General features: G+C 63.0%; 16 protein-coding genes. 6 read left to right on the plus strand and 10 right to left on the minus strand.

The genetic code is table 11. The features are described 5' to 3' along the window. Positions 1–111: 111 nt before the first annotated feature. Entirely contained in the window at positions 112–4,731 is a 4,620-nt protein-coding gene (locus tag CKW13_RS15100; RefSeq protein WP_095109426.1) for a DUF4329 domain-containing protein, read from the plus strand. A gap of 41 nt (positions 4,732–4,772) precedes the next feature. On the opposite strand, the gene CKW13_RS15105 is transcribed toward CKW13_RS15100, so the two are convergent. The 6 genes from CKW13_RS15105 to CKW13_RS15130 form a co-directional block, all read right to left on the minus strand. Further along, a complete protein-coding gene (locus CKW13_RS15105; protein WP_095109519.1) occupies positions 4,773–6,137 on the minus strand; it encodes a PepSY domain-containing protein in 1,365 nt (454 codons plus the stop codon). Between the two features lie 123 nt (positions 6,138–6,260). Next, a complete protein-coding gene (locus CKW13_RS15110; protein WP_095109427.1) occupies positions 6,261–8,372 on the minus strand; it encodes a TonB-dependent copper receptor in 2,112 nt (703 codons plus the stop codon). A 93-nt stretch (positions 8,373–8,465) separates the two neighbouring features. Further along, positions 8,466–8,912 (minus strand): DUF2946 domain-containing protein, encoded by a 447-nt coding sequence (locus tag CKW13_RS15115; protein ID WP_095109428.1) that lies wholly within the window; start codon positions 8,910–8,912, stop codon positions 8,466–8,468. An 18-nt stretch (positions 8,913–8,930) separates the two neighbouring features. After that, entirely contained in the window at positions 8,931–9,410 is a 480-nt protein-coding gene (locus tag CKW13_RS15120; protein WP_095109429.1) for a copper chaperone PCu(A)C, read from the minus strand. A gap of 48 nt (positions 9,411–9,458) precedes the next feature. Then, positions 9,459–9,860, minus strand: a complete 402-nt coding sequence (locus CKW13_RS15125; protein WP_095109430.1) for a DUF2946 domain-containing protein — start codon at positions 9,858–9,860, stop codon at positions 9,459–9,461. A 97-nt stretch (positions 9,861–9,957) separates the two neighbouring features. After that, positions 9,958–10,329: a PilZ domain-containing protein gene (locus CKW13_RS15130; RefSeq protein ID WP_095109431.1), complete on the minus strand. Its 372-nt coding sequence runs from the start codon at positions 10,327–10,329 to the stop codon at positions 9,958–9,960. A gap of 161 nt (positions 10,330–10,490) precedes the next feature. On the opposite strand from CKW13_RS15130, the gene CKW13_RS15135 reads away from it, so the two are divergent. The 3 genes from CKW13_RS15135 (at position 10,491) to yjiA (ending at position 13,885) form a co-directional block, all read left to right on the plus strand. After that, positions 10,491–12,557, plus strand: coding sequence for a carbon starvation CstA family protein (locus tag CKW13_RS15135; protein ID WP_095109432.1), 2,067 nt, complete (start codon positions 10,491–10,493; stop codon positions 12,555–12,557). A 14-nt stretch (positions 12,558–12,571) separates the two neighbouring features. After that, a complete protein-coding gene (locus tag CKW13_RS15140; RefSeq protein WP_003182142.1) occupies positions 12,572–12,769 on the plus strand; it encodes a YbdD/YjiX family protein in 198 nt (65 codons plus the stop codon). A 153-nt stretch (positions 12,770–12,922) separates the two neighbouring features. Next, the gene (yjiA, locus tag CKW13_RS15145; protein WP_095109433.1) at positions 12,923–13,885 is read left to right on the plus strand and encodes a GTPase; all 963 of its coding nucleotides are present in this window, start codon (positions 12,923–12,925) and stop codon (positions 13,883–13,885) included. Positions 13,886–13,923: 38 nt separating this feature from the next. Here yjiA and CKW13_RS15150 read toward each other — a convergent pair whose 3' ends face one another. From CKW13_RS15150 to CKW13_RS15160, 3 genes are all read right to left on the minus strand, one after another. Beyond that, complete coding sequence (locus tag CKW13_RS15150; protein WP_095109434.1) at positions 13,924–14,481, minus strand: hypothetical protein; 558 nt, start codon at positions 14,479–14,481, stop codon at positions 13,924–13,926. A gap of 182 nt (positions 14,482–14,663) precedes the next feature. Continuing rightward, positions 14,664–15,917, minus strand: coding sequence for a serine hydroxymethyltransferase (gene glyA / locus CKW13_RS15155; RefSeq protein WP_095109435.1), 1,254 nt, complete (start codon positions 15,915–15,917; stop codon positions 14,664–14,666). Positions 15,918–16,100: 183 nt separating this feature from the next. Continuing rightward, positions 16,101–19,859: an EAL domain-containing protein gene (locus CKW13_RS15160; protein WP_218192056.1), complete on the minus strand. Its 3,759-nt coding sequence runs from the start codon at positions 19,857–19,859 to the stop codon at positions 16,101–16,103. A gap of 376 nt (positions 19,860–20,235) precedes the next feature. On the opposite strand from CKW13_RS15160, the gene ettA reads away from it, so the two are divergent. Together ettA and gdhA are read left to right on the plus strand one after the other, a co-directional pair. Next, positions 20,236–21,900 (plus strand): energy-dependent translational throttle protein EttA, encoded by a 1,665-nt coding sequence (gene ettA, locus CKW13_RS15165; protein WP_095109437.1) that lies wholly within the window; start codon positions 20,236–20,238, stop codon positions 21,898–21,900. A gap of 302 nt (positions 21,901–22,202) precedes the next feature. Then, entirely contained in the window at positions 22,203–23,540 is a 1,338-nt protein-coding gene (gdhA, locus tag CKW13_RS15170) for an NADP-specific glutamate dehydrogenase (protein WP_095109438.1), read from the plus strand. Here gdhA and CKW13_RS15175 read toward each other — a convergent pair. Next, complete coding sequence (locus tag CKW13_RS15175) at positions 23,537–24,034, minus strand: GreA/GreB family elongation factor (RefSeq protein WP_095109439.1); 498 nt, start codon at positions 24,032–24,034, stop codon at positions 23,537–23,539. The genes gdhA and CKW13_RS15175 overlap by 4 nt on opposite strands. Positions 24,035–24,070: the final 36 nt, after the last annotated feature.

Consider the following 24,070-nt stretch of genomic DNA (forward strand, 5'->3'; position numbering starts at 1 on the left):
AGATAAGTATCCCTGGGCCACGCCTGGGGTCTTTGAGAATGGCGGGACGCTCCCGATGGCCTGAGTCGGTTCAGGCACATCGGCCCTCCACCCTTGGACCCGAGGTCATGTATGCAAGACCATCTACCGCGAGAAAAACGCGCCGCCGTGGCGGCTCCTGTCACGTTGCCGCCCTTGAGCCCGCCATTCATTCGAGAGGAAGACGCCGCCTACTGGGCGCACCGCCAGATTGGCACCAAGCGCGAAAAGGAATATGGCGGCGTCATCCTCAGTGCGGACAACCGCTTTTACGCCACCACCCCGATTGTCGGCAAAGAACTCACCTTCAGTTTGAGAACGGTGCTTAACGTGGACGCGCAGCACCGCTTGCTGGCGCCACCGGGCTATGCCTTGGTGGCCTTTTACCATTCCCATCCCGCGTCCCATGAACTGGTGCAACAGACCAACCCCGGGTTACCCAACCAGTACATCAAGCCGCATATCAACTTCTTCTCGGGTTATGACTTTGTGTTCATTGTCCAGAACAGGTTGCAGTTCCCCCATGCGTATCTGTCCGGCCCCGACGATTCGCTCATCAGCTACGCCCCCAGCGGCTCGCAGGCCGAGCATCAGTTGGCGCAATGGATAGACGCCGGTCGCCCGCCCAACGACCCTGCGGGCATCTACGAGCCGCCCGATAAAGTGATTGAAAAAATGGCCTCCCTGGGCACCTTGAAATTCCTTATTCCTTGCCCTGTATGGGGCGGTTGGGTGGGCCAGGCGACGGCGGATTGGCGGGTATTTGAAACGCCCGAGGCGCCGGTTACCAGCGATTTGCCTCTGTTCACCCACACCTGCCCGCGCCCCGGCGACGCGGTGACGGCGGCGCTGGCGAATGCGGGCGAAGGCCTGCAATGGGGTTATGTGCTCAAGTACCTCAAAAGTGACCAGTACATCGCCACCCAGCCCATTGCCGCGGGCAGTGAGACATTTGCCCCTGCCAACCTGTTTCCGGCCAGGGCCGACGGCGGCCTTCGATTGGCGTCGCAGTTTCGCCTGCACGGCATCTACTACCGCTCGCGGCCCGAACCGCGGGACTTCCCACCCATCGAAGCATGGTTGTACATCAGCTTTTTCGCCCCGGCCCAACTGACCGCGGCCATGACTCAAAGGGTCGCCACCCAGGCACTGCAAGTGCCGGACGAGGCGCTGACGCTGTACGTGGCGCCTTCGGACGGTTCGCTGCTGAGCTTCAAACTGCCGCCGGCCGGTGCCGCGCAGCCTTTGTTTGACCGGGACGCAAAGGGTCATTTCACCGACAACGGTGCCCAGGCTGCGATGCAGGCTGGCCAGTTGACGCCCCGCGACTATGTGCGCCGCTTGATGGGCGTGGGCCAGTTGCAGGTGGAGCAACGCGGTGCGTTGTGGCGCGAGGAAGGAATGATGACGGACGGCCAAGCGATACTGGCCGGTACCCTGGCGCCTGTGTTGCAAGGCCCCTTCCTATCGGCCGACGATGCGGCGATGCATGCCCATGAATCGGTGGGCAGGTACCGCGACCGCTTTTATGGCGGCTACATCCTGCGCAATGGCGACAACCAGTATTTCGCCACCCAATTGTTGGCCAGTGACAGCGACCCGTTCGCCTCGCCCCTGTTCTTCCCGGTGGGGGGCAAAGGGCCGCTGGTGCCTCCCCAGGGCTATGGCATTTATGCCCGCGTGGGCGTGCACCCCCTCCCCGCAGCGGCCAACCCGGACCGGATAGCGCGCTGGCAATGGTCGCAGGAGGATGCCGTGCTCGACCCGCAGCTGTTTTCCGAGGCCCAGGTGCTGTCGATCATCGGCGGCCAGGCAACGGCGTACTTGAGTGGGGCCCACGACAGCCTGATTCGCTTCACGCGCAGCCCCGACGCCAGCACCCTTAACGCGTTGCACCGCCGTTTGCTCAAGGCCAACGGTGGCAACGCTCAGCTCCCGGTGCGCGGCTTCAAGCCCCAGGAGTTGGTGCGCCAATTGGTGCGCGTCGGCGAGTTATGGGTGATCCGCGGCAACCCCGTGTGGGGTGAACGCGGCCGGGTGGAGGAGGATTGGCGCGCAGGTCGCCCGGTCCCGGGCCGAGAGCTGTTGCGCCCGGCTATCCTGGGGCGGGTGTGCGAGAGTGCCGAGGCCGCCGCCAGCGAAGCCCTCGTGCGTCTTGAAGGTTGGCGCCCGAGCGCCGGCCGGTATTTTGCCTTTGTTCTGAAGCACCGCCGCCAAGAGGGGCGGTACGTGGCCACCGAGTGGGTCACGGTGACCGGGCGCAACCATATGTTTTCGCTGCAAAGCCTGTTCGATGTGCAAGGCCCAGGTACCCACCGCAGCGGGGACTACCGTTTTCCGGGTGAGTATCAGCTCCACGGGTTGTGCTACTTCCAGCCCGGTACCGCCTCCGGGCTGAGGGACCCTGAAACCTGGTTGCAGAACTTTTTCCTGCGGCCTTCGGTGTTGCTGGATGTACTGTACGAAGCTCGGCGTAGGGCGGCGGGGCAGTCCCCCAGCGGTTTGCCGGTATTTGTCGCGACCCAGGACGGTGCATTGTTGCGCTTTGACCAGAACTTGGCCGCCTCGACGCAGGTCATCAGCCTGGCCGAAGTCACGGTGAAGCTCAAAAGCGGCGAGCTGACCGCTGCCGGTTTTGTGCGCGAGGTGGCGAGCAAGCTGGCCCTCAAGGTGCTGGTCAAGGGCCAGTGCTGGGATCGCGAGGGCGACGTCACCGTGCACTGGACACCCTATGCCGACTACCTGCGGCGCTGGCTCGGCCCGGGTTTCAAGCACGTCGACGACGCGGCACGGCATGCCGGGCGCATGATCGGGCGGGAACGCTCGCGGATCTATGGCGGCTACATCCTGCAGCGCCAGAGCGACGGCCTGTTCTTTGCCACCGAACCGCTGGCCAGCAATTGCGAGCTCTTTGACGAGACCTGGGTGTTTCCCATCAAAGAGGGGGGCGAGACCTTCCCGGAAAACTTCAAGATTGCCGCGCGCTACTGCTCCCGGCTGCGGCCCGTGCCAGCGGTGAACCTGCCCGAGGTGGAGCGTGAGCTGTACATCAACCTGTTCTCGGCGCAGCGTGTGGCGAGCCTGTTTCACCAGGACGCCCGTGACCGGCGTAGCGAGTACCTGTTTTGCCCCGATGGCAGCCTCTTGAACCTCACGCTCGACGGGCGGGCCGAGGAGGCCTTGCTCAAAGCGCGGCTATCACCCACCGCCGGGGCAGGGCACGGCCCCTGGGGCAATCGGGTCGCGCAGCAGTTGGACAGCGGCATGCTCAAACCGGCCGACTGGGTCCGCGAATTGGCTGGCGCTGCCCAGCTCCAGGTGTTGCGAGCCAGCCCGGTGTGGGGCCCGCCGCGCATCGTTGACAAAAACTTCGTGCCTCGGGCGAGCATCCCCCTGCCGCTGGATATCGTTCAGGCCAGCCAGGAGCCGGTGTTCAGCCCGCTGTTCATGCAGGCCGATGATGCGGTGCGCTATGCCCTGGAGTCTCTGGGCGAACGCGAGTGGTTGCAGGGCGGCTATCTCCTGCGGGTCACCGCCAGCGACCAGTACATGGTGACGCTGCCCCTGGCGCGACAGAACTTCACCCACTTGCATCAGGTGTTCCCCCAGGGCGCGGTGCCGCATGGCTGCGAACTGGCGGGGTTCTATTTCGCCGCGCCGGACCAGAGCATCACGGGCGTCGATGACCCGCTGCACAACAGCTTTGTGCGGCCCGTCAGGGTCGTCCAGGGCCTGCGCATTTGCGCGCCTGCGGCCGCTGGCCCATACCTGCCGCTGTACCTGTCCTTTGCCGACGGTGCCTTGCTCAAGTACCGTTTCGACGGTGACTCCACGGTATTGGCCGGAATCGGTGCGCTGGAAGAGCGGTTGCAGCAGAGCCGCCTGCAGCTGTTGGAGCTGGTCCACCTGCTGGGGATTAAGGGCCAGTTGCAGATCCTGCTGCCCAGCGCCGCCTGGGACGGCTATGGCCTGGTGACGGCCGATTGGCTGCCGGGCGAGCGGCGCAGTGTCAAGGCACTGCCCAGGACCGACTTTGTCATGGGGCCGGTGTTCAATGACGCGGATGATGCGGTGCTGTATTGCTCGCGCATCTTCAAGGGCAGCCCCCAGGGCCAGTACCTGAGTGCCATCCGCCTGCGGCGCTACCGCGTGGGCGAGGAGTTTTACTCCTATACCGCGCCGATGGTGGAAGTGGAGTTTCGCGCCAGTGCTTCCTCGATACTCGGGTTCTTCCTGCGCAAGCAGTCCGGGCTGGAACGTATTTACCCGCAGGGCACCCAGATGGTGGCGGCGTATCAGTTGTTCCGCTCCGCCGAGGAGTACCCGCCAGCGCCGGGCGAAGAGGGGCTGCGCCGCAACTTTGCGTCTTGGCGCAACGTTGACTTGTACACCCACGGCCGTGATCGGGAGGAGGGTGGTCAGCTCGATATGTATTACTTGTCCACCCTTGATGGGGCGCTTATCAAGTTCACCCCCGACTACACCCGTGCCGAGGATCAGGTGCTGATGGAACATCGGCAGTGGACGCCAGGCAGCAACCCGGCCAAAGTCCCGCGTATTTCAGAGGTGCTGTCGCTGCTGGCTGGCCGCCAGCAACTGCGGGTGCTCCGGGCCGGGTCGTTCTGGAGTCGGCGCGGGCTGATATCCCAGGACCTCAAGCTAAAACTGTCCCAGCCCTGGGACGAGCCCATCCGCGACCGCGATGAACTCTAACCTGTAGCAAGCGGGGCTGCCCGCTTGCTACGACGGCGGCGTCAGGACTGGGCGCGGTTCCAGCGTGAGAGCAGGAGGCGGTCCAGCACCCAGAGGGCGATCAGCGAGGCGCCCACCAGCGGGAAGATCAGCGCCAGGGCCAGCATGATGGCCATGGCGCTTTTCCATTTCGGCAAGTCGTGGCGCAGTGGCGGCACACCCAGGCGCCCTTGGGGGCGGCGCTTCCACCAGATCACCACGCCGCTCACCGCGCTGAGCAGGATCATCAGGCAAATCAGCAGCACGATGATCTGGTTGAGCGCACCGAACATCTTGCCTTCATGCAGCATCACCCCCAGCTCCGTGGCGCGGGCGACGGGGCCGTAGTCGTGCCAGCGCACATCGGCCAGGACCCGGCCGGTGTATTGGTCCACATGCAAGGTGGCGTCGTTGCGCGGGTCATCGGCGAACACGGCAAGGGTGAACACGCCGCTGGCGGTGGTGGGGAAGGTGATGCTGTAGCCCGGCTCCACGCGGCGCGCGGTGGCGATGTCCTGCACCTGTTGCAGGCTCACGGTGGGGGCGGCCGGGGCGGTTTCGCCGGCGCCGTGGGCCCTGTGTTCGGCGTGGTCGCCGGACATCGGCATCGGCGTGTTTTCCATGGCCCAGGGCACGGTTTGGCGGGTGGCGGTGTTGAGCTCGCGGGCCTGTTGGTCGGAGGTGGGCACGTCGGTCCACATCGCCACCGGGAAGCGGTTCCACAGCTCGGCGTACTGCTTGCCCCAGAACCCGGTCCAGGTCATGCCGCTGAGCAGCATCACCAGCAGCAGGGACGCGCCCCAGAACCCGGTGACTGCGTGCAGGTCGCGCCATAGTAGGCGGCCACGGCTGTTCAGGCGTGGCCACAACACCCCCGCCGACGACTGGCCGCGCGGCCACCACAGGTACAGGCCCGACACCACGAGCACGATGCCCCAACCGGCGGCCAGTTCCACCAGGCGATCGCCCAGGGTGCCGATCATCAGCTCGCCATGGATCGCCCGTGCCACGGCTTGCAGGTTGTACTTGGCGTCCTGCTCGCCCAGCACTTGGGCGCGATAGGGGTCGACGAACACGTTCAATTCGCGGCCAGCGTTGTGCACCACGAACTGCCCGCTGCGCTCGGCGTTAATGGGCGGCAGGTACTGGCTGACGTGGCCCTGGGGGTAGGCGCTGCGCACGGCGCGCAGTTGTTCGTCGGCGCTGGCCAGGTGCTGCCCGGGCTGGACCTTGAGCAGGTCGGCGTACAGCAGCGGGTCGAGCTGGGGCTTGAACAGGTAGATGATCCCGGTCAGGGCCAGCATCACCATGAACGGGGCGACAAACAGCCCGGCGTAGAAATGCCAGCGCCAGGCCAGGTTGTAGAAGGAAATCTTGGGTTGACTCATCAGGGTGCTCCGCACGGGCATAGATCTTTTTTTAATCGGTGGTGGGGCTGTCGCGGGCGAGCCCGCTCCCACCGTTGGGGTGCATTGCCCCTGTGGGAGCGGGCTTGCCCGCGATGCTTTTGCCTAGAAACTCATATCCACCTTGGTCCAGAAGGTACGGCCCGGTTCGTTGAGGGCCTGTGGGTCGTTGGCCGGGTAACCGAACCCGGCGTTGCCTGCCAGGTTCAGGTGCTCGGCGTAGGCCTGGCCGAAGAGGTTGTCCACCCCGGTGCTGACCTTGAACTGCTTGTTGATGCGGTAGGCGCCGTTGAGGGAGAACACGCCAAAGCCTGAGCTTTTATCGTAATCCTTGCCCACCACGTTGCCTTTGTTCTGGTCGATGCGGTTTTGCGCCGCGACCACGCGCCACAAGGCCCCGGCGCTCCAGGTGTCTTGGCTGTAGGTCAGGCCGAAGCGGGCATCGAGCGGCGGCATCTGTGGCAGGGCCGAGCCGTCACTGCTGTTTTTGCCCCAGGCGTAGGCCAGGGTGGCGTCGGCTTTCCAGTTGGGCGTCAGCTTGTAGGCCGCGCCCAGTTCACCGCCCATGATCCGCGCGTCGATGTTCTCGGCCCGCGAGGTCATGCCCATCATGCCGCGGGTGTAGTCGAACAGGATGTAGTCGCGCACCTGGCCGATGTAGCCCGAGGCCCAGGCTTCGAGGTCGGCGCTTTTGTATTGCAGGCCGAAGTCGAGCTGGGTGGTTTTTTCCGGCTTGACCGCATCGAACGCGTTCACCGAACCGGCCGGGCCTTTGTTGGGCGAGAACAGCTCCCAGTAGTCGGGGAAGCGCTGGGCGTGGCCGAGGCCTGCGTAGAGGGTAGTGGGGCTGTCCTCCAGGTCGTGCTCAAAGCGCACGAAGCCGCTGGGCAGCGTGTCGGCGCGGGTTTCGTCGGCGGTGGGGTTGGGTCGGGCCATCATCCCGGAACCGGTGCTCTGGCGGAAATCCTTGGCGCTGGCGCGGTCCAGGCGTGCGCCGCTGATGAGGCGGTCACGGTCGGCGGCGTACCAGGTCAGTTCGCCGAACACGCCGTAGTTGTGGAAGTCGGCGTCTTTGTCGCGGGGCAGGTTCTTGTAGGTGTCGATGCCGCTGGCGGCGCGCTTGCGGTGTTCGTTGGTCTGGGCGTCGAGGCCGCCGATCAACTGCACATCGGCCCAGCGCCAGGTGGCTTTGATGCGCGCGCCGAGGGTGCGGCGGTCGACGTTGGAGGCCATGGGCCCGGCCATCATGCCGGTGCCGGACGGGGTGCGCAGGCTGTAGTTGTCCATCACGTGGTCAGCGTAGTTGTAGTAGACCTGGGCCTCGACCTTGTCCAGCACCTCACCGAGGTTGGACTTCTCGAAACGCAGGCCCAGGCTTTCGCGCAGGAACTGCGAGCCGTCCATGCCGCGCCCGGCGTAGCGTGCCTCGCCGTCACCGCGCCCGGCGGTGAGTTCCAACAGGGTGTCGGCGTCGGGGGTCCAGCCCAGGGCGACGTCGCCGTTCCATTTGTCGTAGCGCGATTCGACGGTGTCGTTGTTGCCGTCCTTGTAGTCGTCGGAGTGGGCTTGGTTGCCGACCACCCGCACGTAGCCCAAAGGCCCGCCGGCAGCGGCATCGACCACTTTGTCGAAGCGCCCGTTGGAGCCGGCCAGGATGCTGGCGTTCACCCGCGTGCCCAGTTCGCCGAAGCTTTCGGGCTGGCGGTCGAACAGCACGGTGCCGGCCGAGGCGCCGGGGCCCCAGAGCACGGTTTGCGGGCCTTTAATCACGGTCAATTGGTCGTAGGTTTCCGGGGAAATGTACGAGGTCGGCGCGTCCATGCGCCCTGGGCAGGCACCGAGCATCATGCTGCCGTTGGTGAGGATGTTCAGGCGCGAGCCGAACATGCCGCGCAGCACCGGGTCGCCGTTGGTGCCGCCGTTGCGCACCAGGGCAAAGCCGGGGATGGTCTTGAGGTAGTCGCCGCCATCGCTGGCCGGCACCGGTTGGCGCGGGTCTTTGGGGTTGGTGACCACGGTCAGGGGCGAGCTTTGGGCGATGGCGGTAATCACCGTGGGGCTCAGTTCGGTGGCCGGGTGCAGGTGCTCATCGTGCTCGCCGGCCAGGGCCCAGGGCGCCAGCAGGGTGCCGCAGAACAGCGCAATGGCCTGGGTCAAGCGCAGGCGCGGGTGATTGAGGGCGAAGCGGTTGCGTGTGTCAGCAGAAAACCTGGACATAGAGGTTCCATCGAGTCAGTCGTAAACAACACACGGCCAGCAGCCTGCGGCTGTCTTTTCTACAGTCGGCCGGGTGATAAGTGGGGTTTGGGTTTACGCGACGATGGGTGGGGCGCGGCTGCGGGCGCCGGGAAACACGGCCTGCCGGGCATGGCCCAGGCGCGGTGCGGGGGTGGTAACAGCCAGGGGGGGAGGGCTGTCGAAAAGGTTGAAGGCGATGCTGCCGGGTAGCGCGGGGCAGTTGTAGAGCAGGCCACAGTAGCCGCACTTCTCCCACAACATCTGCGGCTGGGCGGGGGATTTGGCGGGGGCGTGGTGCGCGGCGGTGGCGTCGTGGCAGGCCGGGTCTTGCGCGGCCATATCCATGCCCTGATGCGCGGGCATGGGCATGGCGTGATTCATCGGCATCGCTTGGGAAATCAGCGGCCCGATGAAAATCATCAGCATGGCGAACAGGCTGATCCAACTGCCGCGCCGGACCCTCAGGGAGTCGTGGCGCGCAGGGGATCGCCCGGCACGAGGCGTGCGCACGGTGTTCATGCGGCTATCGGCGTTGGCTTACTGGGCGTGGACGTGTTCGCCGCTGCCGGCGGGCGCCTGCTTCTGCACGGCGACATCGACCGTGACTTCGCCGGCCTTCTCGAAGCGCAGGGTCAGCGGGAAACGCTTGCCGTCGGCCAGCAGGCTGCGGTCCTTCAATTCCAACAGCATCACGTGGTAGGCCATGGGGGCGAAGGTCACCTCGCCGCCGGCGGGGATCACCACGTTGGGTACCTGCTGCATTTTCATCAGGTCGCCCTGCTTCACGTGTTCGTGCAGTTCAGCCTTGGCGGAAATGGGCGAGGTCACGCTTAGGAGGCGGTCGGCGTTCTTGCCGTTGTTGTGGATGACGAAATAGGCCGCCACGGTGGGGGCGTTGGGCGGCAGCTCCTGGGACCACGGGTGGGCGATGTGCAGTTCGCCGCTGGTGTACTCGTGGGCATGGGCAAAGCAGGCAGGCAGCAACAGGGCGGCCATCAACAGGGTTTTCTTCAACATGTCGGTACTCCGGGACGATTCAGGACGCAGGATGGTTGCGAGGTTGAATCAGGCCAGCGGAGAGGCGCGCGGATTGAGGCTGGGCCATTGCTGGCGCGGCGTGGGGCTGGAAAGCAGGGTGGGCGCCGGGCCCTGGGCGGGCTCCAAACGGGTGACGTGCAATTGCGGCACATGCCCGGGCAGAGCCACCAGCGGCGGCGATCCGGAGCAGCACCAGCAGTGCTGCATGTTGGAGTGGTCGTCGTTCTGTGGGGCCTTTTGCTCCAGGCTGCCCAACGACATCGCCACCATTTTGGTGCCACTGGAGGAGCAGAAGCTGCCCCACATCACTTGCTCGCTGGCCGCGCCGCTGGCGCTTTGCGCCATGGCCCCGGAAATCGGCATGGCGAGCAGGTTGAACAGCACTGCTAGGCAGGCGATCCAGGCAAGTGCTAGCCGTTGTCGGGGCATGGGTGGGATCCAGTGAGGTGGACGTTCAAGCACGCTATTTAGCCTGATCGGCCCGGATAAGTAAAAAGCCCGCCTGCGGTGTGGTGTCGCAGCGCGCTCAGGGGATATCGATCAACGCACCCAGCTCGCGCTCCAACTCCTGCGGGTCGCCCAGGTTCAGCTCGACGAGGCGGCGCAGGTGGCTGATGGACGCAAGGTCGATGTGCTCGCACACAAAACCCAATTGCCCGTGGTCGTCGTGGGCCAGGCGCACGCGCATGTGCACGGGGGTGTCGGGGGCGAGGTGGATATCGACGTCGAAGGCTTCGCCAGGGTCGCCCTGCCAGGGTTGCGGGCGCTGGATCAACAGGCCTTTGAGGGATAGGTCGAGCAATTGCACGCTCCAGGTGCGAGCCTGCTGGCGCAGTTCGGTCCTGGCATTAAAGGCGATACGCTTGAAGCGGCGGCGATCTGCGGCATTTTCGCTCATGGCCCAACCCTCTGGATGTGGGAAGACTATAGACCAGCCGCTTATTTGTGGTTTTTTCCCACAAATGAAGGCTCAAGACCAAAGCAGGGGGCTGGCCTTTAAGGCCGGCCGCGCTAAACTCCGAGGGCTGTCTTTCTGTCCACCCTGGCTGGAATAAAAAAATGAAAAACAATAATAGCCTGCTACGCCACATACCCTGGCTGCTGCTGGCAATCGTCGGAGCGTGCGCCCTTGGCGTCGTGGCCTTGCGCCGAGGCGAGGCGATCAACGCCTTGTGGATCGTGGTCGCGGCAGTGGCCATCTACTTGGTCGCCTATCGTTACTACAGCCTGTTCATCGCCAACAACGTGATGCAACTGGACCCCCGGCGGGCTACCCCCGCAGTGCTCAACAATGACGGTCTGGACTATGTGCCGACCAACAAACACATTCTTTTCGGGCACCACTTCGCTGCCATCGCTGGCGCGGGGCCGCTGGTGGGCCCGGTACTGGCCGCGCAAATGGGCTACCTGCCCGGCACGCTGTGGCTGATCGCCGGCGTGGTGCTGGCCGGTGCAGTGCAGGATTTCATGATCCTGTTCCTCTCCACCCGCCGTAACGGCCGTTCCCTGGGGGATATGGTGCGTGAGGAAATGGGCCGCATCCCGGGCACCATTGCCCTGTTTGGCTGCTTCCTCATCATGATTATCATCCTCGCGGTGCTGGCGCTGATCGTGGTCAAGGCCCTGGCCGAGAGCCCATGGGGCATCTTCACGGTGATGGCGACCATCCCGATCGCGATGTTCATGGGCATCTACATGCGCTACATCCGCCCGGGCCGCATCGGCGAAATCTCGATCATCGGCGTGCTGTTGCTGCTGGGTTCTATCTGGCTGGGCGGGCAGATCGCCGCTGATCCGGTGTGGGCCAAGGCCTTCACCTTCACTGGCATCCAGATCACCTGGATGCTGATCGGCTACGGTTTCGTCGCCGCAGTATTGCCGGTGTGGCTGATCCTGGCCCCGCGTGACTACCTCTCCACCTTCCTCAAGATCGGCACCATCATCGCCCTGGCCATCGGCATCCTGGTGACCATGCCCGACCTGAAAATGCCGGCATTGACCCAGTTCATCGACGGCACCGGGCCGGTATGGAAGGGCGGGCTGTTCCCGTTCCTGTTCATCACCATCGCCTGTGGCGCGGTGTCGGGCTTCCACGCGTTGATCTCTTCGGGCACCACGCCCAAGCTGTTGGCCAACGAAGCGCACTCGCGCTACATCGGCTATGGCGGCATGTTGATGGAGTCCTTCGTGGCCATCATGGCCATGGTTGCCGCGTCGGTGATCGAGCCGGGCGTGTACTTCGCCATGAACAGCCCGGCCGCGATTGTCGGCTCGGACGTGGTCAGCGTGGCGCAAACCGTCAGCAGTTGGGGCTTTGCCATTACCCCCGAAGCGCTGCAAGCGGTGGCCAATGACATCGGTGAAACCACCATCCTGGCCCGTGCCGGTGGCGCGCCAACCCTGGCGGTCGGTATCGCGCAGATCCTGCACAGTGTCCTGCCGGGTGAAAACACCATGGCATTCTGGTACCACTTTGCGATTCTGTTCGAGGCTCTGTTCATCCTGACCGCCGTGGACGCAGGCACCCGTGCCGGGCGTTTCATGCTCCAGGACTTGCTCGGCTCCTTTGTGCCAGCGCTCAAACGCACCGAATCCTGGACCGCCAACCTGATCGCCACCGCCGGTTGTGTGGCGATGTGGGGCTACCTGCTGTACCAAGGCGTGATCGACCCTCTGGGCGGGATCAACACCCTGTGGCCGCTGTTCGGCATCTCCAACCAGATGCTGGCGGGTATCGCGCTGATGCTGGCCACGGTTGTGCTGATTAAGATGAAACGCCAACGCTACATCTGGGTGACCATGCTGCCGGCTGTGTGGCTGCTGATCTGCACCACCACCGCAGGCTTCATCAAGCTGTTCGACGCCAACCCCGCGATCGGCTTCCTGTCGCTGGCCAAGAAGTACAGCGATGCCCTTGCCAACGGCCAGATCCTGGCCCCGGCCAAGAGCATCGACCAGATGCAGCACGTGATCTACAACGCCTACACCAACGCCACGCTCACGGCGCTGTTTTTGGCGGTGGTCTTCAGCATCCTGTTCTATGCGCTCAAGGTCGGCATTGCTGCCTGGGGCAACAAGGAGCGCACGGATAAAGAGTCGCCGTTCCAGGCCGTGCCGGATGCGTAAGCGAGGAATGCGCCATGTTCAATGACCTGAGTCGCCTCGGTAAGTACCTCGGTCAGGCCGCGCGCCTGATGGTCGGCATGCCCGACTACGACAACTACGTCGAGCATATGCAGACCAAACACCCGGACAAACCGATGATGGACTACGAGGCGTTCTTTCGCGAACGCCAGGAAGCCCGTTACGGGGGCAAGGGTGGGCCCAAGTGCTGTTGACCCGCTAGTCGGGTCGATGTAACCCCTTGTGGGAGCGTGCCTGCCGCGATGGCGGACTGTCAGCCAACAGCGATGTTGAATCTGGCACCACCATTGCGGGCAGGCCCGCTCCCACATTTGTTTTGTTCCTTGCGTTATTCAGGAGAACTGCTTTTGTCCTCTCCCATCCCCGTTACCGTCCTCAGCGGCTTTCTCGGCGCCGGCAAAACTACGTTGTTGCGCCACCTACTCAAGGCCGAGCACGGCTTGAAAATCGCCGTGATCGAAAACGAATTCAGTGACGCCGGCATTGATACTCAGTTGTTGGGTGATGAGCCGGTACAAGTCATGACCCTGTCCAATGGTTGCGTGTGCTGCACCATCCACACCGACCTGACCAAAGCCCTGTTCCTGCTGCTCGAGCGCCTGGACAGTGGCGAGATCGCCTTCGATCGCCTGGTGATCGAATGCACCGGGCTGGCCGACCCGGCGCCCGTGGCCCAGACGTTTTTCATCGATGAAGAACTGCGCGAGCGCTACATCCTCGACGGCATCATCACCCTGGTGGACGCCGCGCATGCCGAATTCCACCTGACCCAGACCATCGCCCAGGCGCAGGTCGGCTTTGCCGACCGGTTGTTGGTAAGCAAGCGCGACCTGGTGGACGAGCAGGCCTTCACCGCCCTGAGCGAGCGCCTGACCCGGATCAACCGCCGGGCGCCGATCCGGGTGGTCGAGCATGGCCGGATCGACCTGGCCGAGTTGCTGGACGTGCGCGGGTTCAACCTCAACGCTGACCTGGGCGGTGGCCTGAACCTGCGGCCAGTGGCTAAGGCCGCGGCCACCGACCGGATCTGCAGCCTGGTGCTGCGCACCGACAAACCGCTGGATATCGACCGGCTCAGCGAATTCATGAACCAACTGCTGGAAGACCACGGCAAACAACTGCTGCGTTACAAAGGCGTTCTGAACATTGGCGGTGAGGCGCGGCGCCTGGTGTTCCAAGGCGTATTGAAACTCTACGGCTTCGATTGGGATACCGAGTGGGCCGAAGATGCAGTGCGCGAAAGTGTCATTGTGTTCATCGGCGACGATTTGCCCCACGAAAAAATAAAGAAAGCTTTCGAGCAACTCTGAAAAACTCGCCTGCCCACAGCAGGCGGCTTTTATATCGATCAAACTTCGTCCGGGTCGCTGATATACGGGGTATTGCGCTCAAGTATCTTCATGCGCCAAGTCAGTTGGGTGCCGTATTCGCCAATGAAGTGATGCACTCTATTTATTTTCGAGAACTTGTTGTTAAGCCCCAAGGGGGCGCCTGCACGGGTTTGGATACGCACGTCCACTTGGTCGGACTGAATGTCGTCCAACGTAATAATGTTGCCGTCCAAGTCCAGAAAGTTAAACGTTGTGGTGTCTCTACCCGCCGCAGGCAGGGCGGCGAACTTGTCATGCTGGTTCTTGCTGATGACCTTGCCGTAGTAAGGGCCTGGAGTGCGGTTGTAGAAGGTGTAGTAGTCGTCTTCATTGCGGCAGTAGAACACCAGGGGCGGGTTCACGTTGACCGCGATCATGGTCAGCACATTGGAGACATCGCGGACTTCCGTGGCGATGGAAGGCGTATCGTAGTGCAGGACGGTGACTTTTTCGTTGAAGGTCTGACCTGGAAAGTGCAGCCAGGAGCCGTTGACGGTGAACGTTGCGAGGAATGATTTGTTTCGGCTGGTACTCATGGTTCTCAAATCCTTTTGAGAGTGTTTAGGAGAAGTGCACTTTTGAGGTTAGTCGAAGGGGTGACGGTGTTTGCACAAGTCTGTTTTTGGATGTTTCCCCTTACATTCGCCACTCAACGTTCAGACGAAAAAAAGCCCGGTCATAAGACCGGGCTTTTTAGTGCCGCGTAGTAACGGGGCGATTAAGCGCCGTATACCGGCAGCTTGGCGCAGATGGCTTTGACCTTCTCACGTACCGCGTCGATCACGGTTTCGTTGTTCAGGTCGGCCAGGATGTCGCAGATCCAGCCAGCCAGCTCCTTGCACTCGGTTTCCTTGAAGCCGCGAGTGGTCACGGCGGGTGTGCCGAAGCGCAGGCCCGAGGTGACGAACGGCGAGCGTGGGTCGTTAGGCACCGAGTTTTTGTTCACGGTGATGAACGCCTTGCCCAGTGCGGCATCGGCGTCTTTGCCGGAGATGTCCTGCTTGATGAGCGACAGCAGGAACAGGTGGTTTTCAGTACCGCCGGAAACTACGTCGAAACCGCGCTCGATGAACACGCTGGCCATGGCCTGGGCGTTCTTGATGACCTGTTGTTGGTAGGCCTTGAACTCAGGCTGCAGTGCTTCCTTGAAGCAGATGGCCTTGGCGGCGATCACGTGCTCCAGTGGGCCGCCCTGGGAACCAGGGAACACCGCGGAGTTGAGCTTTTTCTCGATGTCGGCGTTGGCGCGCGCCAGGATCAGGCCGCCACGTGGGCCGCGCAGGGTCTTGTGGGTGGTGGTGGTGACCACGTCGGCGAACGGTACCGGGTTCGGGTACACGCCAGCGGCGACCAGGCCGGCCACGTGGGCCATGTCGACGAACAGGTAGGCGCCTACCTTGTCGGCGATTTCACGGAAGCGTGGGAAATCGAGGATCTGGGAGTAGGCGGAGAAACCAGCCACGATCATTTTTGGCTTGTGTTCCAGGGCCAGGCGCTCGACTTCGTCGTAGTCGATCAGGCCATCGGCGTTGATGCCGTACTGGATGGCGTTGTACAGCTTGCCCGAGGAAGAAACGCTGGCACCGTGGGTCAGGTGACCGCCGTGGGCCAGGCTCATGCCCAGAATGGTGTCGCCGGCCGAGAGCAGGGCCAGGTACACGGCGCTGTTGGCTTGGGAACCGGCGTGTGGCTGGACGTTGGCGTAATCGGCGCCGAACAGCTCCTTGGCACGGTCGATGGCCAGTTGCTCAACCACGTCGACGTACTCGCAACCACCGTAGTAGCGCTTGCCCGGATAACCTTCGGCGTACTTGTTGGTCAGGGCCGAGCCTTGAGCTTCCATCACCGCTGGGCTGGCATAGTTTTCCGAAGCGATCAGCTCGATGTGTTCTTCCTGGCGCTGAGCTTCTTGCTCCATGGCGGCAAAAAGATCGGCGTCGAACTTGGCAATAGTCAAATCACGGCTGAACATGGCGGTCCTCAAGGATCGGGGGCAGAAAAGAGGGGCATTCTAACCCATGCGCTTTTAGAAGGGATATGAAACGCGATCAGGTTGTGGGAGAGCGAGCTTCAAGTGGGGAGCTACAAGCGGCAAGTTAAAGCCAACGCGCTACTGCTTGCCGCTTGTCGCTTTAAGCTTGCCGCGCTCTTGCTGTCAGTCGAACAGGAAGAGCGCATCGTTGCTGAATTGGGCTTCGAAACGGTTGGCCGGCATCGGGCGGCCGAACAGGTAGCCCTGCACTTCGTCGCAGCCGTGTTCGCGCAGGAAGTCCAGTTGCTCGTGGGTCTCCACGCCTTCGGCGATCACCGCCAGGTTCAGGCTGTGGGCCATGGCGATAATGGCGCGGGCGATCTGGGCGTCCTGTTCGCCGCAGGGCAGGCCATCGACGAAGGTGCGGTCGATTTTCAGCACGTCGATGGGGAACTGCTTCAGGTAGTTGAGCGAGGAGTAGCCCGTGCCGAAGTCGTCCACCGCGATGCTCAGGCCCAGGTTCTTCAGGCTGGCGAGGATTTGCAGGGCTTCGCTGACTTCGCGCATCAGGATGCTTTCGGTCAGTTCCAGCTCCAGGCACGCCGGCGGTAGGCCGGTGTCCCTGAGGATGTTGGCGATGCGGGTGCCCAGTTGGCCGTCGGAGAACTGCCGTGCCGAGATGTTCACCGAGACTTTCGGCACGCGCACCTTCGCCAGGTGCCAGGCTTTGAGCTGGCGGCAGGCTTCGGCGATGACCCAGTCGCCCACATCCACCACCAGGCCCAGCTCTTCGAGCACCGGGATGAAGTCCCCCGGCGGTACCAGCCCACGCCGTGGATGGCGCCAGCGCAGCAGGGCTTCGGCGCCGGTCAGGCGTTTGCCGTCGCCGCTGAACTGGGGTTGGTAATAAAGGACGAATTCGTTCTGGTCCAGGGCGTGGCGCAGGTCGCTTTCCAGCTCCAGGCGTTCCAGGGCGCTGGCGTTCATGTCGGCCTGGTAGAACTGGAAGTTGTTCTTGCCGCGTTCCTTGGCGTGGTACATGGCGGTGTCGGCGTTCTTCATCAACTGGCTCAGCTCGTTGCCGTCCTGGGGGCTCAGGGCGATGCCGATACTGGCGGTGACGAAGAACTCGCGGCCTTCAAGGACGAAGGGTTTGACCAGGCTGGCGAGGATTTGCTCGGCGACGTGGATGGCGCGGTTGAGGGCCATTTCGCGGCTGGCACGCGGTTGCAGGAGCAGGGTGAATTCGTCGCCGCCCATGCGCGCCACGGTGTCGTCATCGTCAACGCAGCCGAGCAGGCGCGTGGCCATTTCCTTGAGCATACGGTCGCCGGCCGCGTGGCCGAGGGAATCGTTGATTGGCTTGAAGCGGTCCAGGTCGAGGAACATCAGCACCACCCACGACTTCTGCCGCTCGGCCGATTGCAGCGCGGTGTGCAGGCGATCCTGGAACAGCGTGCGGTTGGGCAGGTGGGTCAGGGCGTCGTAGTAGGCCAGGCGATGGATGCGCTGCTCGCTGGCCTTGCGCTCGCTGATGTCGCTGAAAAAACACACATAGCTGGCCAGGTCGCCTTCGTCGTCCAGCACCGCGGTGATGCCGACCCAGGCCGGGTAGTGCTCGCCGTTGCGGCGCTTGAGCCAGACCTCGCCTTCCCAGCTGCTGTGCTGGTGCAGTTGCTTGAGCACATAGCGCAGGTGGGCTTCCTGTTGGTCGTCGACGGTGAGCATGTTGGGCAACTGGTCGAGCACCTGCGCCACCGCATAACCGCTGACGCGGCTGAAGGCCTCGTTGGCCTGCACGATATAGCCGGCCGGGTCGGTGATAAGGATCGCCGAGGTGGAATGCTCGAACACCGTGGCCGCCATGCGCAGGTCTTTTTCCGCGCGGCGCTGCTGGCTGATGTCGCGGCCCACCCCCAACACCCCCTCGAACGCACCGTGTTCGTCCCACACCAGCACCAGGCGCAACTCGATGGGGATCTTGCGCCCGTCGGCGCGCAGGCAGTCGAACAGGAACAACTGGGTCTGCACCTGGTCGCGCAGTTGGGCCAGTTGCTCGGGTTTGTCCAGGGCTTTGCTGACGCGATCCATCAGGCTGTAGATGCCGCTCAGTTGCTGGGGGTTGGCGATGGTCGATTGCCAGCCATTCTGGAAGATCCAGTCCACGGCAAAGCCCAGTACGGCTTGCACCGAAGGGCTGACGTAGTTGAGCGAGAGTTTGTTGTCGGTGGAGAAAATCACGTCGCTGATGCTCTCGGCGAGCATGCGATAGCGCTGCTCGCTGTCGCGCAGCGACTCGCTGGCTTCGATCTGGTCGGTGATGTCCTTGGCCACGCCAATGATGCGCGTGACCTGGTTGTGACGGTCGCGGGCCAGGGCCTGCTCGCGGACCTCGAAGCGCCGCCATTGGTTGTTGCGGTGGCGAAAACGCAACTGGCATTGCAGCAATTGCGCGTAGCCGCTGCGGCGCTGTTCCTGGCGGGCGAGGTGGTAGAGGTCGGCGTCTTCGGGGTGCAGCAGGATCTCCCAGAAGTACTCGCCCATCTGCTGCAACTCGGTCTTGTTGTAGCCCAGGGTCTGGCCCAGGTGATGGTTGCTGAAAATCATCCGCTGGCTGACGACGTCCTGCACGTAGAGGTGATCGGGCACTGTGCGCACCACGTCGGACCAGAAGCCTTCGCGTTCTACCAGCGACAACTCGATCAGCTTGCGGCTGGTGATGTCGCTGATGCTCAGGATCACCGCTTGGTAGTCGCTGCGCTCGCGGGGCAGGCGCAGCACCAGCCACAGATGCTGGTCGTTGCCCTGGGCGTCCTTGAGCTTGATTTCCAGCTCCAGTTGCTGCTGTTGCTCCAGCACCGCTTCAAGCAATTGATTACCGATGGCATTGCCCACCTGCGGGTCGCCGGCAATCAACAGGCTCCAGGCGTCTTCGCAGGAACTGACGTTGAGCAATTGCAGGGCGACCTGGTTGACCTCGGTGATGCGCAGCTCTTGCAGCAGGTATTGGCGCTGGCCCGGTTGGCCTTGCAGCCATTGGCGCAGTTCGTCGCCGGTTTGCAGGTGGCTGTTATTAAAGAAAGCCTTGAGCCCGGACAGGTCCAGCACGCACAAGGCCACGCCCGTGCCTTCAAAAATGTCCTGGTAGCGGCGCCGGCCCTCATGCAACTGGCGCTGGCGGCGGCGCATGTTGAGCAGGGCGACAAGCGGTAGTAGAGAGAACGCCAGCCCTAGCAGGCATTTGCCGATAAACGCCGGCAGTAGTTGCTCGACCACCGCTTGCTCATCAAACAACCCGCGCAGTTGCCAGTCGCTTTTACCCAGGGGTACCACCAGCACGCTGTCTTCGAGGGCTTCGGGGGGCAGGACCTGGTTGTGCGCCGCCGCCAGGTTGGGGCTTTGCCCGATGATCTGTTGGGTCAGTTGGTTTTCCAGCGCCCATTGGGCCGAGGCTGGGTGTTCGCCGCTCTTGCCCAGGCCTTGCACGAAGCGAGGGGCCAAACGTAGCGCCCAGTAGCCTTTGCTGTCGCCGCTGGGTTGGTGCAACAGCAGGTACGCCACCGAGCCATCCGCCGCGCTGCCGTAGAAGTAGCGTTGGGCGCGGCTGCGTTGGGTCATCTGCGCCAGCCATGGGTGGTCGCCGCTGGCGGCGGCGCTGTCGCTGCGCACTTGGCCTTCGCTGTCGAGCAGGGCCAGGCTGCGCAGGTCGGGCAGCGAGCGCTGGAGTTTGGCCAGCAGCGCCTGCAGTTCATCGGATGAGCGGGGTTGTTCGACGATCGGTAGCAGATTCAGGGCGATCTGCGCGTTCAGCGCCATGTTCAGGTTGATGTGGTCGGCCTGGTCTGCGCTGTAGTCGATGGTGTATTGGCGTTCGTGTTGCTGGGTTTGCTTGAGCTGGTCGAGCAGTTGCCAGAACAGCAGGGCCAACAGCAACAAGACCATGGTTGCCAGTGCGCCCTTGATGGTGCCGCGCAGAGGCAAGCCGGGCGCAGAGTTTGGCGCGCGCGCGGACGAAGGCGAAGTGACATTGGGCAAGCTGTGACCCTGCGATTTGGCTGGACTGGCGCGACGTGCACTATAAGCCGGACGCCCAAAGGGCGGCTAGCATGCCCTGAGTTGTGGCAAAGTGCCAGCCCCTGCTGGCTGGACTCATATGATCCGTTGAGGTAGCTTTGCCGGTTACGCGAAGGCGCTCCAGCCCCAGACAATCAGGCATTTTCCGCACGCAGGCATTGATCGCGATCAACGGCCCGCGCCGCGCATAGCCTGGCCCGGGCTTCGCCCGCTTTATTCACCCGTCACTGACCCTAGGTTCTCCATGGCTCAATACGTCTTCACCATGCATCGGCTGAGCAAAGTTGTTCCGCCGAAGCGGGAAATCCTGAAAAACATTTCGCTGTCCTTCTTCCCCGGCGCCAAGATCGGCGTGCTGGGCCTCAACGGTTCGGGTAAATCCACCCTGTTGAAAATCATGGCTGGCGTCGACACCGAGTTCGACGGCGAAGCGCGCCCGATGCCTGAACTGAACATCGGCTACCTGCCGCAAGAGCCGCAACTGGACCCGACCAAGACCGTGCGTGAAGTGGTCGAGGAAGCAGTCAGCGTCATCAAGGACGCCCAGGCGCGCCTGGATCAGGTCTACGCCGAATACGCCGACCCGGATGCCGACTTCGACAAACTGGCCGCCGAACAGGCCAAGCTCGAAGCCATCCTGCAAGCCGGCGACGGCCACAACCTGGATCGTCAACTGGAAGTGGCCGCCGATGCGCTGCGCCTGCCAGCCTGGGACGCCAAGATCGAGCACCTGTCCGGTGGCGAAAAACGCCGTGTGGCTCTGTGCCGCTTGCTGTTGTCGGCTCCCGATATGCTGCTGCTCGACGAACCGACCAACCACTTGGACGCTGACTCGGTGGCTTGGCTGGAGCACTTCCTGCACGATTTCCCGGGCACCGTGGTCGCGATCACGCACGACCGGTACTTCCTCGACAACGTCGCCGGTTGGATCCTGGAACTGGACCGCGGTGCGGGCATTCCGTACGAGGGCAACTATTCGGGTTGGTTGGAAGCCAAGTCCGATCGTCTGGCCCAGGAATCCAAGCAGCAATCGGCCCATGAAAAGGCCATGAAGGACGAACTGGAATGGGTGCGCAAAGGCGCCAAGGCCCGCCAGTCCAAGTCCAAGGCGCGCCTGGCGCGCTTTGAGGAAATGCAGTCGCAGGAATTCCAGAAGCGCAGCGAAACCAACGAGATCTATATCCCGGCTGGTCCGCGCCTGGGTGACAAGGTCATCGAATTCAAAAACGTCTCCAAGGGCTATGGCGACCGCGTGTTGATCGACAACCTGTCGTTCTCCATGCCAAAGGGCGCGATCGTCGGCGTTATCGGCGGTAACGGCGCGGGTAAATCCACGCTGTTCCGCATGCTGATGGGCAAGGAACAACCGGATTCGGGCAGCATCGAAATCGGCGAAACCGTGCAACTGGCCTGCGTGGACCAAAGCCGTGACGACCTGGACGGCAGCAAGACCGTGTTCCAGCAGATCTCCGACGGCTCGGACCAGATCCGCATCGGCAACTACGAAATCCCGTCGCGTACTTACGTCGGGCGTTTCAACTTCAAGGGCGGCGACCAGCAGAAGTTCGTCAAGGACCTCTCTGGTGGTGAGCGCGGCCGCTTGCACCTGGCCCTGACCCTGAAAGAGGGCGGCAACGTCCTGCTGCTCGACGAACCGTCCAACGACCTGGACGTTGAAACCCTGCGTTCCCTGGAAGAAGCCCTGCTGGACTTCCCGGGCGCCGCCATTGTGATCTCCCACGATCGGTGGTTCCTCGACCGTGTGGCGACCCACATCCTGGCGTACGAAGACGACTCGCAAGCGGTGTTCTTCGAGGGCAACTACACCGAGTACGAAGCCGACCGCAAAAAACGCCTCGGCGACGCAGCGGCCCAGCCGCACCGCGTACGGCACAAGAAACTGGCCTGATTCGCGCCGGTGGTTTGAACAACGGAGCCCTTGGGGGCTCCGTTTTTATTTGCGTGTTTTTTTCTCGGGGGCAGAGGGGCTTCATCGCGGGCGAGCCCGCGATGGCGGTTTACCTGATGGTGCAACCCTAGAATTGATAATCCCCGTTTAGGTGCAAAACAGCCGAGAAAACCCTGCCGATTTACATCCAATGCACCATTTAATTTCATAACTGCGACATTTTGCGCTGTCGCGGTGCGAAATGAATTGATAAAGTCCCGGGCAAATCTCCTTTAACGACAATAAATTTGCCGAGACTTCCCATGATCGAATCCGTCGAAGACTTCCTTGCCCGCCTGAAAAAGCGCGACCCTGAGCAACCGGAATTCCACCAGGCTGTAGAAGAAGTCCTACGCAGCCTGTGGCCATTTCTGGAGGCTAATCCGCATTACCTGACCTCGGGCATTCTCGAACGGATTTGCGAACCCGAACGCGCGGTGGTGTTCCGCGTTTCCTGGGTTGACGATCAGGGCAAGGTGCAGGTCAACCGCGGTTTCCGCATCCAGATGAACAGCGCCATCGGCCCGTACAAGGGCGGCCTACGGTTCCACCCGTCGGTGAACATGGGCGTACTGAAGTTCCTCGCCTTCGAGCAAACCTTCAAGAACTCCCTGACGTCCCTGCCCATGGGCGGCGGCAAGGGCGGTTCGGACTTCGACCCCAAGGGCAAGAGCGACGCCGAGGTGATGCGTTTCTGCCAGGCGTTCATGAGCGAGCTGTACCGCCACATCGGCGCAGACGTGGACGTGCCGGCCGGCGATATCGGCGTCGGTGCCCGCGAAATTGGCTTCCTGTTCGGCCAGTACAAGCGCCTGAGCAACCAGTTCACTAGCGTCCTGACTGGCAAGGGCATGAGCTACGGCGGCAGCCTGATCCGCCCGGAAGCCACCGGTTTTGGCTGCGTGTACTTCGCCGAAGAAATGCTCAAGCGCAGCGGCCAGCGTGTGGAAGGCAAGCGCGTGGCGATCTCCGGTTCCGGCAACGTGGCCCAGTACGCGGCACGTAAGGTCATGGACCTGGGCGGCAAGGTGATTTCCCTGTCTGACTCCGAAGGCACGCTGTACTGCGAGTCGGGCCTGACCGAGGAGCAATGGCTGGCGGTGTTGGAGCTGAAAAACGTCAAGCGCGGGCGCATCAGCGAACTGGCGACGCGTTTTGCCCTGGAGTTCCGTGCCGGCCAGTGCCCGTGGGACCTGGCGTGCGATATCGCGCTGCCTTGCGCGACGCAGAACGAATTGGACGACAACGCCGCGCGCACCCTGCTGCGCAACGGCTGCATCTGCGTGGCCGAAGGCGCGAACATGCCGACCACCCTGGCGGCGGTGGATATCTTTATCGAGGCGGGCATTTTGTTCGCCCCGGGCAAGGCGTCGAACGCTGGCGGCGTGGCGGTGAGTGGCCTGGAGATGTCGCAGAACGCCATGCGCCTGCTGTGGACGGCCGGTGAGGTGGACAGCAAGTTGCACAACATCATGCAGTCGATCCACCACGCGTGTGTGCATTACGGCGAAGAAAACGGCCGCATCAACTACGTCAAAGGCGCGAACATCGCCGGTTTCGTCAAGGTCGCCGACGCGATGCTGGCCCAGGGCGTGGTCTAAGCCTCGGGCTCGATGCGGATAATCTCCAGCACCTGATCGCCGGCGGGGCGCTTGCATAGCACTTCGTCGCCGAGCCGGGCGCCCAGCAGGGCCCGGCCCAGGGGCGAGCCCCAGTTGATAAGGCCGCGCGCGGCGTCGGCCTGATCTTCCCCCACCAGTTGTACGCGCTGTTGCGCATCTTCTTCATTGGCAAAGGTCACCCAACTGCCGATCTGCACCTGCTCGGTGGAGGTGGCGGGCGCGACGACCTGGGCGCTGCGCAGGCGCTGGTTGAAGTAGCGCAGGTCACGCTCGATCTCGGCCTGGCGCTGTTTGTCGGCCATTTCGCCTCGGGCGCTTTCTTCGCTGTGCAATTGCTGCAGTTCGGCGACTTTTGCCTGCAATTGCGCCAGCCCGCGGGCGGTGAGGTGGTTGGGCTGGGTGCTGACCTGGCGCTCCACCGGGGTGTCGGCCTGGGCAGCGGCCTGGTCTTCGTTGACGAATGCGCGACTCATGGCATTTCTCCTGTCATGCAGGGTTGGGCCATGGTC

Origin of the sequence: Pseudomonas sp. Irchel 3E20, assembly GCF_900187645.1 — a bacterium.
Lineage (GTDB): Bacteria > Pseudomonadota > Gammaproteobacteria > Pseudomonadales > Pseudomonadaceae > Aquipseudomonas.